At 74.3% G+C, this 13,872-nt stretch carries 9 protein-coding genes; 6 read left to right on the top strand and 3 right to left on the bottom strand.

Going from position 1 to position 13,872, the window contains the following annotated elements; all coding sequences use genetic code 11:
• Window positions 1-370 precede the first annotated feature (370 nt).
• Genes AC07DF_RS06890 through AC07DF_RS06875 form a run of 4 tightly spaced genes read left to right on the top strand, consistent with a single transcriptional unit; the run spans window position 371 to window position 6,019 of the window.
• Entirely contained in the window at window positions 371-1,654 is a 1,284-nt protein-coding gene (locus tag AC07DF_RS06890; RefSeq protein WP_478967683.1) for a cation:proton antiporter, read from the top strand.
• A gap of 55 nt (window positions 1,655-1,709) precedes the next feature.
• Window positions 1,710-2,600: a hypothetical protein gene (locus AC07DF_RS06885; protein WP_478967681.1), complete on the top strand. Its 891-nt coding sequence runs from the start codon at window positions 1,710-1,712 to the stop codon at window positions 2,598-2,600.
• Entirely contained in the window at window positions 2,597-3,694 is a 1,098-nt protein-coding gene (locus AC07DF_RS06880) for an ATP-binding protein (protein WP_478967679.1), read from the top strand. The genes AC07DF_RS06885 and AC07DF_RS06880 overlap by 4 nt, the downstream gene beginning before the upstream one ends.
• A gap of 51 nt (window positions 3,695-3,745) precedes the next feature.
• Window positions 3,746-6,019 (top strand): hypothetical protein, encoded by a 2,274-nt coding sequence (locus tag AC07DF_RS06875; RefSeq protein ID WP_478967677.1) that lies wholly within the window; start codon window positions 3,746-3,748, stop codon window positions 6,017-6,019.
• Here the strand turns inward: AC07DF_RS06875 and AC07DF_RS06870 are convergent.
• The 3 genes from AC07DF_RS06870 to fxsA all read right to left on the bottom strand — a co-directional run bounded on the left by AC07DF_RS06870 (window position 5,997) and on the right by fxsA (window position 11,003).
• A complete protein-coding gene (locus tag AC07DF_RS06870) occupies window positions 5,997-6,869 on the bottom strand; it encodes a hypothetical protein (RefSeq protein ID WP_478967675.1) in 873 nt (290 codons plus the stop codon). The genes AC07DF_RS06875 and AC07DF_RS06870 overlap by 23 nt on opposite strands.
• A gap of 191 nt (window positions 6,870-7,060) precedes the next feature.
• The gene (gene fxsT / locus AC07DF_RS06865; protein ID WP_478967673.1) at window positions 7,061-10,681 is read right to left on the bottom strand and encodes an FxSxx-COOH system tetratricopeptide repeat protein; all 3,621 of its coding nucleotides are present in this window, start codon (window positions 10,679-10,681) and stop codon (window positions 7,061-7,063) included.
• 127 nt (window positions 10,682-10,808) lie between these two features.
• Window positions 10,809-11,003 (bottom strand): FxSxx-COOH cyclophane-containing RiPP peptide, encoded by a 195-nt coding sequence (fxsA, locus tag AC07DF_RS06860; RefSeq protein ID WP_478967671.1) that lies wholly within the window; start codon window positions 11,001-11,003, stop codon window positions 10,809-10,811.
• A gap of 198 nt (window positions 11,004-11,201) precedes the next feature.
• Here fxsA and AC07DF_RS06855 point away from each other — a divergent pair, with 198 nt between their 5' ends.
• Complete coding sequence (locus AC07DF_RS06855; protein WP_478967669.1) at window positions 11,202-12,434, top strand: FxsB family cyclophane-forming radical SAM/SPASM peptide maturase; 1,233 nt, start codon at window positions 11,202-11,204, stop codon at window positions 12,432-12,434.
• Entirely contained in the window at window positions 12,431-13,801 is a 1,371-nt protein-coding gene (locus AC07DF_RS06850; protein WP_478967667.1) for an aKG-HExxH-type peptide beta-hydroxylase, read from the top strand. The genes AC07DF_RS06855 and AC07DF_RS06850 overlap by 4 nt, the downstream gene beginning before the upstream one ends.
• The last annotated feature ends 71 nt before the right edge of the window (window positions 13,802-13,872 follow it).

Here is a 13,872-nt window from a genome sequence, read left to right as displayed (position 1 = left end):
GGGAGCGGTCGAGGACGTCGCCCATGGGGGTGGGTGACGTCCTCGACCACGCCATGTCCTGGTTCACGGCCGGGGCGGGGGCGCACGGCCGACGGACGCGGTGCTCTCGAGGGCCCCGCCGAGGGCGGCGGGGCGGACGCGGGGCGCACCGGCCCCGGCGCCGTGGATCCGCCCCAGGGGTGAAGAGCGTTCATCCGCGGCCGACATGGGGCATCGTGCAAGGGAACGGCTGGCAATGGCGTTACGCCGTCCGAGTATTGATGCCTACGCTTGATTGCTCTCGCGGCTGCACGTCCGTACCGGAAGGCCCACGAGGTGCCGGCGGCCCGACTACGCTCGCGGCGTAACACCGGGGGGATGGGGGGAGCAGGTGGAGACGTCCCGACGCGACCGTGCCCGGCGGCGCAGGGCGCCGGCGGCGGTTCCGGCCGTGCCGCTCTGGGCGCTGGGCGCTCTGGTTCTGGGCATTCTGATCGGTCTGGCGGCGGACCCCTCGCGCCTGGTCGGCACCACCGGGTACGTCTTCGGCACCGGACTCCTGCTGGCCGTGGGCCTGTACGGCAGCACCTACGGCATCGAGCTCGCCGATCTGCGCCGTGATCTGCGCGGTGTGGTGGCGGCGGTCACGCTGGGCGTCGTCCTCAAGGCGGGGATCGTCTCGGGCGTCATGGTCTGGGCCTTCGACCGCCCGGAGTATCTGATCCTCGGCATCGTCGTCGCGCAGATCGACCCGCTGTCGGTGGCCGCCCTGGGCAGGGACGGGCACATGTCGCAGCGCGCCCGGTCGCTGCTCACGGCGTGGGCCTCCTTCGACGATCCGATGACGGTCCTGCTGACGCTGTACGTCGCCGGGTACGCCTACACGGCCGCGGGTCACCCCGGCGCGCCGTCGGTGGTGGGCGGCGGGGCCCGCGGCTACGCCCTCGGACTGGCGTTCAACGCGCTGCTCCTGGCCGGCGCCCTGCTGCTGTGGTGGGCGGGCGGCAGGCTGTGGCCGGCACGGCGGGCCCGGAAGGAGTCCGCCGAGTCTCCGGAGCCCGGTGACCTCGACAGCCCTCGGCGTCCCGTGACGCCACTCGCCGCCCTGCTGGTCGTGGCCATGCTCGTGCTGGCCGCGGCGAACATGCTGATGCTCGCCGTGGCGGTGGCCGGACTGTTCCTCCGCACGCGGGCGTTCGCCCGTCCGCTCGCGCGGGCGGTCACGAGTGCCTTCCTGCTCGCGACGACCCTGCTGGGCCTGTTCGCCGCCCAGGGGGTGTCGCCGGGCCCGGGGGTGGTGCTCGGCGCTTCGGCGTTCGGCGCACAGGCGGTGGTGGCCGTACTGCTGATGCCCCTCTTCGTGCGCGGCCTGTCCCGAAGGGACCGGGTCCTGCTGGGGATCGGCCAGCAGAACGGTCTCACGGCCGTGTTGCTCGCGCTCACCCTCGAACGGGACTTCCCGAAGACCGTCGGCATCGTCGCCCCGGCCGTGGTGACCGTCAACCTGCTGCACTACGGGGCACAGATCGCGTTCGGCTGCTGGTCGCGCCGCCGGTCCCGCGGGGACCGGCAACCCGTGGGCGGGCAGCGGCGTCTCCCCCGGCATCCGGCGGCCGGCGACGGCGGGGCGGGCGAGGCACCGACGGCGGCCGACGGACTGCGGTCCTCCGCGTAGCCGAATGATGTGCGGCGGCCCGGACGGGGCGCGGCCAGGGGAACGGGGAGGCCGGATGGGTGAGCGCAGAGGGAGCCGTGCCAGGCGTCCCCGCAGGGGACCGCGCTGGACGCCCGTCCTGCTGTTCGGCACGCTGCCGCTCCTGCCCGCGACCGCCGGCCAGGCCGCCGCCGACACGGGCCGGAGCGATGTCCGGCTGGTGTACTGCCTCGGCGACGAGCACCGGGGCGAGCTCGGGGACGCGGCGGTGCGGCTCGGTGTGGTGCGGCCGGCTCCGGGACCGGCCGGCGGTGCGGACGCCGTACGGGTGCCCGGCCGCAAGGGCGGTGTGATGTCGCTCGACGACTGGGCCGGCAAGCGCCCGGGCGACTTCGCACGGGTCTGCGACGCGGTCATGGCCGCCGCGGGCGAGCCGCCGGGGGCGTCCGCGGACAAAGGCGGCGGTGGGCTGGGCGGGTTCGCCGACGGGGCTCTGCTGCTGGCGACCGGCGCCGTGCTCACCGTACTCGGGCAGAAGACGGAGCGGATCTCGGCGGAGCGGCGCACGCACGGCCGGCACCTCACGGCGGCCGTGCTGGAATTCCGGAGGATCGCATGGCTGTATCTCGCGGAGTACGAGCAGGTGGCCGAGACGGACCACGCCGAGGTAGCGCGGGCCCGGGCGACGCTCACCGGCCTCCTCGCGCTGGTGCCCGGCCCGGCCGCACGCCGGGCGGCGGCCCGGGTGCTGGCCGACTCCCTGCCCCTGGCGGACAGACTGCCGCGCAGCCGGGACGGGCGACTCCTGCAACCGCAGGACAGAAAGACCGAGGCGGACGCCGTGCGCACCACCCTGGACCGGCAGACGCGGGAGGTGGGGGATCTGCTGCGCCCCGCACCCGTCCGGTGGCTGCGCGGATCACGACACAGCGGCCGTCCCACAAGCGCCGGAGGACAACAGGAATGACCAACTCCGACTGGGCGAACCCCTACGGAGTGCGCAAACCGTACGGATCGAACGGCGCGGGCAACGGCGACGGCCGTCACAACGGCGCGAACGGTTCCGCAGCGCTCAGCGCCGACCATCCCCTGGTGCCGTGGAAGGAGCCGGGCCACATGCACCAGTGGGTCGACGTCGACCACTCCCGTGACGAACTGGACCGCTTCGAGGAGCACTGGCCCGACCTCGGCGAACTCCTCGACTCGAGCTCGGGGCACGGCCGGGTGGTGGTCGTCAGCGGCCCGCCCGGCATGGGCAAGACCTCGCTCATCCACCGGTGCATCCACGAAGCGCGCCGCCGGGTGACGGCGGCGGCGCCCGCGGCCGGGAATCCGCTCGTGCTGTTCGCCCCGACGGCCGGGCTCGACAACGACGGCCGCCGGATCAGCGTCGACCCCGACGGCCGGTCGTTCGCGCCGACCCGGCTGATCAACGCCCGCATACGCCGCGAGATCGCCAAGAAGCTGCTGCTGCACGAGTTCTCCGAGTCCCGGGTGCAGGCGATCATCGCGGAGGAGGACCCGTTCCAGGCCTACAGCGAGATGAGCGACCTGCTCATCCAGCACAACGCGCTGCTCTTCGTCGTGATCCCGCACATCCGGTGGAACGACGCCCATCTCCGGGCGGCGTTTCTGCGCACCTGTCTGAGCCCCGCGCACCCCAGGATCGTACTTTTCGTCGAAGTGAGCCACAGCGCGGCGGAGACGGCGCGGGAAGTGGCCGCCGCCATCGGCGGATCGGCGGCGGTCACCCATCTCGCGCTGCGCGAGCTGGACTCCGAGGACATCTGGAGGTTCAGCCACAGCGCCCGCACCGCCGGTGGCGGACCGCACGGCCTGGTCGAGCCCGACAGGAGTTCCCTGATGGCAGCACACGACGAATGGAAACCCTCCGACGTACGCGAACTGCGGAAGGTCTTCCACTCGGCGGCGAACGCCATGCGCAGCGCACCGCACCCCTGGCCGATCGACGCCGACGCGCTCAGACCCCACTGGGAGAGCCGGCGGGCCCGCCGTGACGCCCTGCTCCGTGAGCCGATCCTGCCCCGCCCCGGCGGCTGATGCCCGCCGCCACCCCGACCGCGCCTCTCCGGACCCGCAAGGAGTGCCATCGTGGCCGCAAGCAGCGCAGACACCTGGTACAGCAACCCCTTCCCCCTGGTGCCGGTCGTGCGGCTCGGCCCGTCGGCGGACCTGGGTGAGGCACCGGTCGAGGCCGCCGACTCGGGCAACGCCCATGTCTCCACCCAGTTCCTCGGGGACCTCGAGGAACTGGTGCGCGACTACCTCCGGGACCGTCCCCGGGGCGGGCGGCGCGGCCGGGCGATCGCCGTGGTGGGAGAGTTCGGCCTGGGCAAGAGCCACGCGGCTCGTGAGGTCTGCAACGGGCTCGCCCGTCCGGACGGCCCGGCGATGTGGATCGTCGACGAACCGGTGCAGGACTTCGGCCGTATGTACCGCGACCGGCTGCGCGGCCCCGCCGACACCCCGGAGGGCAAGGCCGCGTTCGAGGAACTCGTCCGCGACTACTACGCCTATGTGACGGCATCCCGGGTCGGCGAGCAGAGTTCCGAGACACGGCCGGGCCGGCCGGACGACATCCCGCTCGGCGACATCGCCCTCGACGACATCGCCACCGGGCTGCGCGACCGCGTCCTGGATCCCGACAAGGTGGTCTCCGCCCTGCGCTACGACCCCGAGGTGATGCACGCCGATCTGCGGGTCACCCTCGGCGAGGTCACGGAGCACAGGAGGTTCGCCACCGCTTTCGCCCTGCTGCAGGACCCCCGGTTCACCTCGATGGTCTGGGCGTGGCTGACCGGTGACGAGCCGGCGCCGCAGCTGCGGGAGCGCGGCATCCGGCACGCCGTCACGGGCATCGACCCGGTCTTCGACGCGCTGGCCGTCCAGGGCTTCCTGCACGGCCGCGTCGGCAAGCCGTACGTGCTGCTGATCGACTCGCTGGAGAAGGTGCTGGACTGGCCGGAGGACTCCCGGCGTACGTTCGTCGACGCCTTCGAGCGTCTGGTCAACGTGTATGTGAGCCGGGGCGGGCTGCTGGTGTTCTGCACCTCGCCCAGCGGGCTCAACGCGTTCCGCCCGAGCCTGCACGAGCGGGTGGTGCAGTTGTGGCCGAACCGCTTCACCGCGGACCTGACGGCGGATCTCGTCGCCGAGTACGTCGGTTCGGGCGCCCGTCCGGGCTCCGCCGGGGGCGCGGGTTCGATCGAGGGGTGGCCCGCGCCCTTCGGTTCCGAGTCGGTGGCGATCCTTCAGGAGCTCACCGGCGGGGTGCCCCGGGAGATCCTCAAGACCTGCCACCACGCCTGGCAGTTGAGTGAGGACGGCGGCGGCGCGGTCCGGGAGGTGACCGCCGCGACCGTGCTGCGGGCCGTGCGCGATCTGCACGACAACGTCTCCGAGGACCAGGTGCTCTCCACGATCCATGACGCACTGGCCCTGGGGCAGTGGCGCATCGCCTCGGTCGACCCGGTCCCGGCGCGGGGGCCCGCCGCCGACGGGCCGCTGGTGGTGGCGTACTGGCTGGAGCCCTTCTCGAACGCCTACATCGCGATCGTGGTCAGCCCGTCGGTGCTGGTCGCGGACGACCATGAGCGCATCACCGCGCGCGTCCGGGCGCTGCGCGGCGCGCTCCAGCCGGCCCGGGCCGAGGTGCTGCTGGTGGTCAACGGCCATGTGTCGCGGACCATGCGGGACCGGCTGGCGCGCTCTCTCGGCTCACAGCCCCTGCTGTACCGCCCGGGTGACTTCGAGCGGGCCGTGAACGAGGCCCTGGACCGGCTGCGTGCCCGGCTCACGGAACTCCGCCAGGAGGCCGACCTCGCGGAGCTGACCAGCGAGCTGCGCGGTGCGCTCGGCGAGCACAGTTCCCAACTGGGGCGGCTGCGCCGGACGGTGAGCGATCTGGCCCGGCGCGATCTGGTCGCGACGGCGCCCGGCCCGGCGCGCACGGCACTGCCGGAGCCGGTCGAGGGCCGGTTCGAGGAGGTGTTCTCGCTCCTCGACGCGGCCGTGGAACGGCTGGCCGGCCGTTCGTCCGGCGCCGGCCCGGACGGGAGCCCCCCGCTGCGGGCGGGCCGGGCCGATCTGACGGCGCTGGGCTGCGCCACCCTGGTCCGGCAGCTGACGGAGAGGTTCCGCACGGGCGCCGACGCCTGGTTCCGTGCCGCCACGCCCGGCGCGTCCGAGGAGCAGTGGGCGGGGCTGCGCCGGGTCTGCCGGGAGTACGAGACGGCGGTCGAGGTGCTGCCCGTGCAGTCCCTCGGCAGTTCCGGCCCGGCCCACCGGCCGACCGCGGCGCGCGCGGTGGAGGCACTCGCCGACGAGGTGTGGGGCGGGCTGGTCAGTGCGGTCCGGGCTCCGTGATCTCGCGCAGGACGCCGGCCAGCTGGTGCAGCCGGCTCTCCGCGTGGGCGACCTGCCGCTGGTCCAGCGTCACCCCGAGGACGTAGTCCCGGGGCGACAGCCAGGTCACGTACACGGCGCCCTCCTGGACGTCCAGGACCAGGCGGTCGGCGGGCGGCTGCACCACCAGCCGCAGCGCGTCGGTCAGCCGGGCGAGATGCCCGCGCAGGCCCTGGGCGAGGTCGCGGTAGCCGGTGCGGCGTGAGCGCACGCTGGTCTCGAGGAAGCGCGGGCCGAGCTCGGCGTTCTCGAAGACGTCGCCCGCGCAGACGAGTTTCCAGTCCCGGTAGAAGGCCGCGTAGTGCAGGTCGATGGTGTTGACGTGACCGCCCCACAGGGCCCGCAGCCGCATTTCGGACAGGTTCTCGTGCTCGGCCGCCGCCGTCCCGAAGTCGATGCGCAGCTTCTCCTTGTGCTCCGGCAGCGGGACCGCGGGGTCCGTCAGGCCACCGGGCAGTTCGTCGGGCAGGTGGTGCACCCGGGTGCGGATGGCGGAGACGAGGGCGTTCATGGCCGCGTCGGCGGCGGGCATCCCGCCGGGCGTGTCGGTGAGCGCGGCCAGGTACTCCCCCGGCTTGACGCGACCGCCCCACAGGCCGCCGCGCGCGTTGGCGACCACGACGCGCATCAGCTCACCGGTGCCCAGGGGCCGCATCAGCGCGTTCAGGTCCTGGGTGCACAGCAGGAGCCGGCTGCCGGGCAGGGCCTCGTTGGCGATGTCCTCGCCGCCCACGGTGACCAGGCTGGACAGCGGGACGCTGTCGCTCCTGCGGAGGACGAAGTCGGTGATTCCGTTGCTGTAGTGGGACACCGACCTGAGAGCGGGGACGCCGGCGAAGGCCCCTTGGCACAGCTCTGTTATTCGGCCGTGGCCCTCCGGGAACCAGTGGGACTCGGTGAAGAGCTCGGTCTCCGGGTGCGGGGCTGCTGCCACGTACGCTCACCTTTCCGTCTGAGGAACCGTCCGGGCGCCGGGACCGGTGTCCGGCCCCGGGTCCGGCCCTAGATGCCGGGCAGTTCCAGATCGATGTCGAAGTCCCTGGCCGGTGCCGTGCGGGCGGTGGCGCGGGAGGTGAGCCAGGCGTGGTGCGCGCCCACCCGCCGGCCATCGGGCCGATGCCCCATGTCCAGGTCCCGCAAACGGCGCAGGGCACGCTCGGCGAGTCCGGTCGCCTCGTCCACGCGCCCGGCCGCGGCCAGGGTGGCCGCGAGGGAGTTCTCCGCGGCGGAGACCCAGGGGTGGCTGTCGCCGAGCCGGTCCTCCAGGAGGTTCAGGGCGGCCCTGCCGGTGGCCTCGGCCTCCTCGACGGCGTCGGCGGCCCGCAGGTACACCGCGTGCCTGACCCCGGCCAGTCCGGCGTAGGGGTGCCAGGCGCCGAGGGTGCTCTCGAGGGCGTGGCGGCACTGGCGGGCCTCGTGTTCGGCCTCGTCGTGCTTGCCGAGCGCGTGCAGGTCGGCCGCGAGGCTGAAGCGGCAGCGCAGGGTGTCCAGGTGGTCGGCGCCGAACCGGCCGGTGGCTTCGGCGAGCACCCGCCGGTCGCGCTCCAGGGCCTTCTCGTAGCCGTAGACCCTTTCGTGCGGGCGGGCGGAGTTGTAGGTGATGCGCCGTTCGCTGACGGCCAGGCCGAGTTCGATGCTGAGCCGGGTGCCGGTCGCGACGTCGCCGTGCCGGTGCAGCCACTGCCGCAGCAGGTCCTGGGACTCCGCGTCGCGGCCCAGTGTGCGGTAGACCCAGGCGAGCAGGTCGGCGGACCGCCAGACGGCCGGGTCGTCCTCGCCGCCGACGGCCTGGCGGTAGCGGAACCGGGCGAGGAGCCGGGCCAGCGAGTCGGGGGCCCGCCCGCTCAGCGCCTCCGTGAAGGCGAGGTTGTGCTCGGCCTGCACGGTCGCGCGGTGCTGCGGTCCGAGCAGCAGCGTCAGGCCCTCCAGCACCGGGCGGGCCTGGAAGAGCGCGTCGGAGAACCTGCCGAGGGAGCGCAGCACGGCGCCGTAGGAGTCGGCGGACAGCAGCGTCCTCGGGTGCAGGGGGCCGAGCAGTCTGCGGTGGCCGCGCAGGGCCTGCTCGGAGAACTGGCGGGCCTGTTCGTAGGCGCCGTCGAGGCGGTGGGCCCGGGCGGTGAGGTTGAGCAGGCGCAGATACTCCGGTGACGGGTCGTCGTCCCGCGGGCTCCAGGCCTCCCGCGCGCGCTCGGAGATGTCGAGCAGCCGGGCCAGGTCGGCGGTCTCGCCGCGCTGGCTCAGGGCGTTGAGATGGCGCAGCATGGAACGCCGGACGCGGGGGCGGTCGTCTTCCCACAGGCGCAGTGAGTACACCTCGCGTGCCCAGTCGGCGGACAGACCGCGGTTCTCGTCCGGGGTGAACTCGGCGAGGGTGCCGCGCAGCACCTCCTCGATGCGGGCGCGCTCGTCCGGTGCCATGGCGTCACGGACGGCGTCCCGTACGGCGTGGTGCTGCCCGAGGGGCTGGTCGGGCCGGTCGAAGTCGACCTCCAGGAGGCCGACCCGGGACAGCGCCCACAGGGCGACGCTCACCATGTGCTCGTCGGGCAGCCGGGTGTCGGCCGGGCGGCGGTGGGTGCCGAAGTCGCGGGTGTCGTCGCGGGCCAGTTCCGCGAGGATGTGTCTCGACCTCAGCAGTTCGAGTCCCATGCCCCGGCCGGTGAGCAGCGACGCCGCGTTCAGCAGCCAGCCGAGGGCGTCGCTGGTGCGGCTCTCGGCGCGCCAGGCGGCGGCGCCCGGGGTGTGCAGCACGGTCTGCCGGGCGACGCGCACCATGACGGCCACGGGCGGGGCCGCGCCCTGCCGTTCGAGCATCGACTGCTGGGCCGTGCGGTACTCGGCGAGGAGGTGTGCGACGGCGGCGCGGGCCGCCGTCTGGTCGCCCATGCTGTCGTCGCGCCGGTGTGCCGCGGCGCGCTCGGCGAGGCAGAGGGCTGCGATGCGCACGGCGAGCGGGACGAAGCCCAGGACCTGGCCGACCCGCTGGGCCTGCTCCTCGTCGATCTCCGCGAGCCGTTCGCCCAGGACGCCCCGGCATTCGGCGGGCGACATGGGTGGCAGGGCGAAGGCCGCCATGTCCCCCGCGGCGGGAGCGGTGCGGCTGGTGATGAGGACGTGCCCGCGGGCGTGGGGCGTGGGCAGCAGCTCGCGCAGCCCGTCGGGGGACTCGGCCCCGTCGTAGACGAGCAGCCAGCTCTGCGTGTCGGCGCGGGAGAGGTGGTCGAACAGCGCCGGGGAGGCGCCGTCTCCCGTCGTGACCAGGTCCAGCCGGCCGGCGAGCCGGTTCAGGCCGCGGCGGGCGCGGGGGATCTCCCAGGAGCGCACCCACCACACCACGTCGTAGGCGGAGCCGAAGCGGTGGCACAGCTCCCGTACGGTCTCGCTCTTGCCCCAGCCGCTCGCGGCGTGCACGACCAGCGGGGTGTGGTCCCGGCCGGCCGTGTGCAGTTCCTCCAGGAGAGTGCCGAGGACGTCGTCCCTGCCGACGAAGCCGCTGTAGCGGGGGGCCACGTTGGTGACGGCGGGCAGCCGCGGGAACCTGGCGCCTGGCGGGCCGTCCGCCGGGGGCGGGGCGCCGAGGCCGAGTCCGGCGTACAGCCGCCGCACGGCCTCGTCCTCGTCGGTTCCGCGCAGGTCGATGCGCTCGTGGTGGGCGGCGCCCGCGTCCGGGAAGGGCTCGTCGGCCAGGACGATCCGGACGTCGGGGTGGGACAGCGCGGCGAGCTGGGCCAGCGCCGCGTGGTCCATGTCCGCCGGGGAGAGGAACAGCAGCGCCGTGCCGGGGGCGGGACGGTCGCCGGAGTAGGCGTCCTGGGCGCGCAGTTCGGTGCGGATGCCGCCGCGCCGGAACTGGTCCTCCAGCCAGGCGGCCCAGGGGGCGTGGCGCTGGGAGTGGACGAGGGTGACCCGGCCGAGCGGCACGGGCCGCCGGTTGCGGAGCCAGTCGGCGAGCCGTTCGTAGTAGGGGCGCAGCCCGGTCACCGAGCCTTCGGGCTCGCTCTCGACGGCGAGTTGCCGGGTGTCCAGGTAGAGCGGGTGGTACGGGATCTCCAGGAAGGCGACCTCGGAGGTGCGGGAGGTGCGCGAGAGGGGGCCGAACTTGCCGCGGACCCGTTCGCGGGCGCCGCGCAGCCGGTCGTGCGACTCGACGTTGCTCTTCAGGCCGAGGGCCAGCAGCCGTACGGGCCGGTCGGCACGGCCGCCGCTGAGCTGCTCGGCGAGGGCGGCGGCGCCGTCGATGGACCAGGCCGTCATGGCGAAGCAGAGGACCAGCGAGTCGGCCAGGGCGCCGAGTCTGCCCTCGGGCGGTGCGCCGGGCGCGTCGGGCAGCGGGGCTTCGACGAGGACGTGGTCGTGGCGCAGGGCGTCCGGGTCCGAGGCGAGGGCGAGGAGGGACGCCGCGTCCGGGCGGGCCACGGAGGCGATCCGGCCGGGCACCGGCTCGGGCACCGGCGCTCCCGCCGGCGCGCCGGTGGCGCGGCCGTCCACGATGAGCACGCTGCGGTTGCTCGCGGCCAGCAGGTCCGCGACGTTGCGTACGGTCGTGCTGACGCCGAGGTTCTCCGCGGTGGAGCAGAAGAGGGCGAACCGTCCCGAGCGGTCGGCTGCGTGGGTGTCGGGCATGGCCACTCCGCTTCGGACGGAAGGTGCTGGACGGTGGGGCACGACAGTCAGGGACGGTCATTATAGGGCGGGTTGCCCCTGATCAGGCGGTTTCGCGTTCGACGGTGGCGTCGCCACGCGGTTCCGGTCACTGGCTCTCGCTGAACCCGGTGACGAAGGGGTCTCCCGCCGTGCGCCCGGTGCGCAGCCGGCGCAGCGTCTCCCCGAGCACGGAGGGCGGCAGTGCGGCGAGGTCGTCCAGGGGCACGTCGGTGAGGTCCAGCACGACGGACTCCAGGGCGGCCTCGCCCTGCTCGGCACCCGCTTCCTCGAGCTCTGCCATGGCCCATCCTCCGCGGCTCGTGTCCAGTGTTGACGTCCCCACAGGGTGGCTTCCGAAACCGGCTACTTTCGGGCGGGGGCCGCGCGGACGACGGAATCTCGATGTTGACGGTCTGTCACCGGCGCCGAATACTGGGACAAATGGCGTGGCCGGCCGGGTGGGCACCGGGCCGGTCGGCATGCGAACCGGGGGGTACGTATGAATCGACTGCGCCATGCGGAGCCGCCGTGGCCGGTCGCGGACGACGTCGTGGCGAGGGAAGCCTCCGGATGGGTGCCCGCCCCGTTCCACTCCTTCGTACTGAAGATGCACAGCCGCTGCGACCTCGCCTGCCGCTACTGCTACATGTACCGCTCGCACGACACGAGTTGGCGTGAGCAGCCGCGCACCATGACGCCGGACGTCCTCGGCCGCACCGCCGAGCGCGTCGCCGAGCACCTGGCGGCGCACCGGGTACGCGAGGCCGGAGTGGTGCTGCACGGAGGCGAGCCTCTGCTCGCCGGGGAAGCCGCGCTCGGCCGGGCCGCATCGGTCCTTCGCTCGGCCGTGGGTCCCGGGATACGGCTGCACCTCGCGCTGCAGACCAACGGCGTACGGCTGACCGAGCGCTGGCTCGACCTGTGCGCCGCGCACGGCATCCGGGTCTCGGTCAGCCTGGACGGCGACCGCGCGGCACACGACCGGCACCGGCGCGGCGCCGACGGGCGCGGCAGCCACGCCCGGGTCTCCGCCGCTCTGCGCCTGCTGGCCGACGGGCCGCATCGTGAGCTGTTCGCGGGCCTGTTGTGCACCATCGACCTGCGCAACGAACCGGTGCGCTGCTACGAGCACCTGCTGACGTACCGGCCGCCGGCGGTGGACTTCCTGCTGCCGCAGGGCAACTGGCACACTCCCCCGCCGGGGCTGCGGCCCGGCGGGCCGGGCACGCCGTACGCGGACTGGCTGTGGCGGGTGTTCGAACGGTGGTACGGAGCCCGACGGCGGGAGACCCGGGTGCGGCTGCTCGAGGACATGATGACGCTGCTGCTCGGCGGTGCCCCGGAGACGGAGGCCCTGGGCCTGGCCCCGGTGCGGTACGCCGTGGTGGAGACGGACGGCTCCCTGGCCCAGGACGACACACTGCGCACCGCCTATCACGGTGCCGCGCGGACGGGTCTGCACGTCGGGCGGGACTCCTTCGACGCGCTGCTGCGCCATCCGGGCGTGGCGGCCCGCCAGTGGGGCGCCGACGGGCTGTCCGCGCGGTGCCGCGACTGCCGGCTGCTGCGGGTGTGCGGGGGCGGCCACTACGCCAACCGCTACCGGCCGGCCACCGGGTTCGCCAACCCCAGTGTCTACTGCGCCGATCTGACCGCTCTGATCGACCGGGTCAGGGAGCGGCTGGCCGGGGACCTGGACCGGCTGCGCGACGCCCCGGCGGGAGCCGCATGAGGCCCGTGCCGCTCCGGGTGCCCGGCAGGCTCTTCACCGCGATCGCGACGGGCGGCGGCGGGGCCGAGGCCCTGGAGCTGCTCGCCCGTGCCGAGTACAGCCGCCGCCTGGCCTGCGCCCACGCCGTCACCGCGGCCGCCCGTGACATCGGCGGCGGCGTGGCCGATACGGCCGGACAGGCCTGGGAACTCCTCGCCGCCGCCCACCGGGCCGATGCCCGGGCGGTGTCGGCGGTCCTGGCACACCCGTCGTCGGGCACCGCGCTGATCGGCCTGCTGTCCCGGCTGGACCGCGTCGTCGAGGGCGGGGCCGAGGCCGGTGCGGAGGGCGAGCCGCCGATCCAGCGCTTCAGCGCCCTCGCCGCGGCCGCGGCGGTCCGCGCGGGTCTGCCCGCACGGGTGCGGTGGCCTCTGACGACCGACCGGGTTTTCCTGCCCTCGCTCGGTGGTGCGCGCTTCCCCGGCGCCTGCCCGGGGGACGTGGCCGAGGTGCTGGTCGGTGCCGACGGAGGGGCACGGATCGGGGTGGCGGGACGGAGTGCCGTGCCCGGCCCGGTCGAGGTCCCCCGGGCGCCGTACGGGTCGGCGGGACGGTGGCGGGCGGCGCACCAACTCCTGGTGCTGGACACCGGAGCACCACTGCTCCTGGACGACCTCGACCCGCTGCGCTTCCCGGGCGTCCCGGAGCCGCCCCTGGGCCTGACGGCGGACGATCTGCGCTGGTGGCAGACCACGACGCGGGAAGCCTGCGACACACTCCGGTCCCACCACCCGCGGACCTACGCCGAACTCGCCGCCGGGCCCCGCACCCTGGTCCCCCTGGGCAGCAGCGGCAGCTTCAGCGGCAGCAGCGCGGAGGCGTTCGGCTCCATGGCGCTGTCCCGGCCCCGCACCGGGCGGGGTCTCGCCCTGTCCATGGCCCACGAGTTGCAGCACAGCAAGTTCGCCGTCGTACTGCACCTGTTCGACCTGTTCGAGTCCGGTGGCGGGGAGCGCTACTACGCGCCGTGGCGCCCCGATCCCCGGCCCCTGCTCGGGCTCTTCCACGGGGCGTACGCGCATCTGGGTGTGACGGACTTCTGGAACCGCCGCCGGGCCGTGGAGCAGGACCCCGGGGAACTCGCCCGGGCCGAGGCCCAGTTCGTCCGCTGGCGCACCGGCGCCCGGGAGGCCACGGAGGTCCTGCTGACCTCCGGCCGCCTCACGCCTTTGGGGCAGCGCTTCGCCCGGACGATGCTGGAGACCCTCGACGACCTGTGCCGCCTCCCGGTACCGGCCGAGGCCCGGCGCCGGGGACTGGCCCTGGCGGCGGAGCACCGTGCGGAGTGGGTACGCAGGAACGGAGTGCCGGAGGCGCAGCTGATCTGACGGACCTGGCCGTGCCGTGCCCGCGAACGCGTTCGGGTGGGTGGCATGTGCCACCCACCCGAGTGCGTCGG

It is taken from the genome of Streptomyces sp. NPDC044719 (genome assembly GCF_056433405.1).
The sequence above is the reverse complement of the archived record's forward strand: the minus strand, read 5'-3'. Positions and strand labels throughout refer to the sequence as shown.

Bases quoted from the DNA above. Each gene is read 5' to 3' on its own strand.
- AC07DF_RS06850 (WP_478967667.1), top strand. From the start codon at position 12,431: ATGAGGCCCGTGCCGCTCCGGGTGCCCGGCAGGCTCTTCACCGCGATC.
- AC07DF_RS06885 (WP_478967681.1), top strand. From the start codon at position 1,710: ATGGGTGAGCGCAGAGGGAGCCGTGCCAGGCGTCCCCGCAGGGGACCG.
- AC07DF_RS06855 (WP_478967669.1), top strand. From the start codon at position 11,202: ATGAATCGACTGCGCCATGCGGAGCCGCCGTGGCCGGTCGCGGACGAC.
- fxsT (WP_478967673.1), bottom strand. From the start codon at position 10,681: ATGCCCGACACCCACGCAGCCGACCGCTCGGGACGGTTCGCCCTCTTC.
- AC07DF_RS06880 (WP_478967679.1), top strand. From the start codon at position 2,597: ATGACCAACTCCGACTGGGCGAACCCCTACGGAGTGCGCAAACCGTAC.
- fxsA (WP_478967671.1), bottom strand. From the start codon at position 11,003: ATGGCAGAGCTCGAGGAAGCGGGTGCCGAGCAGGGCGAGGCCGCCCTG.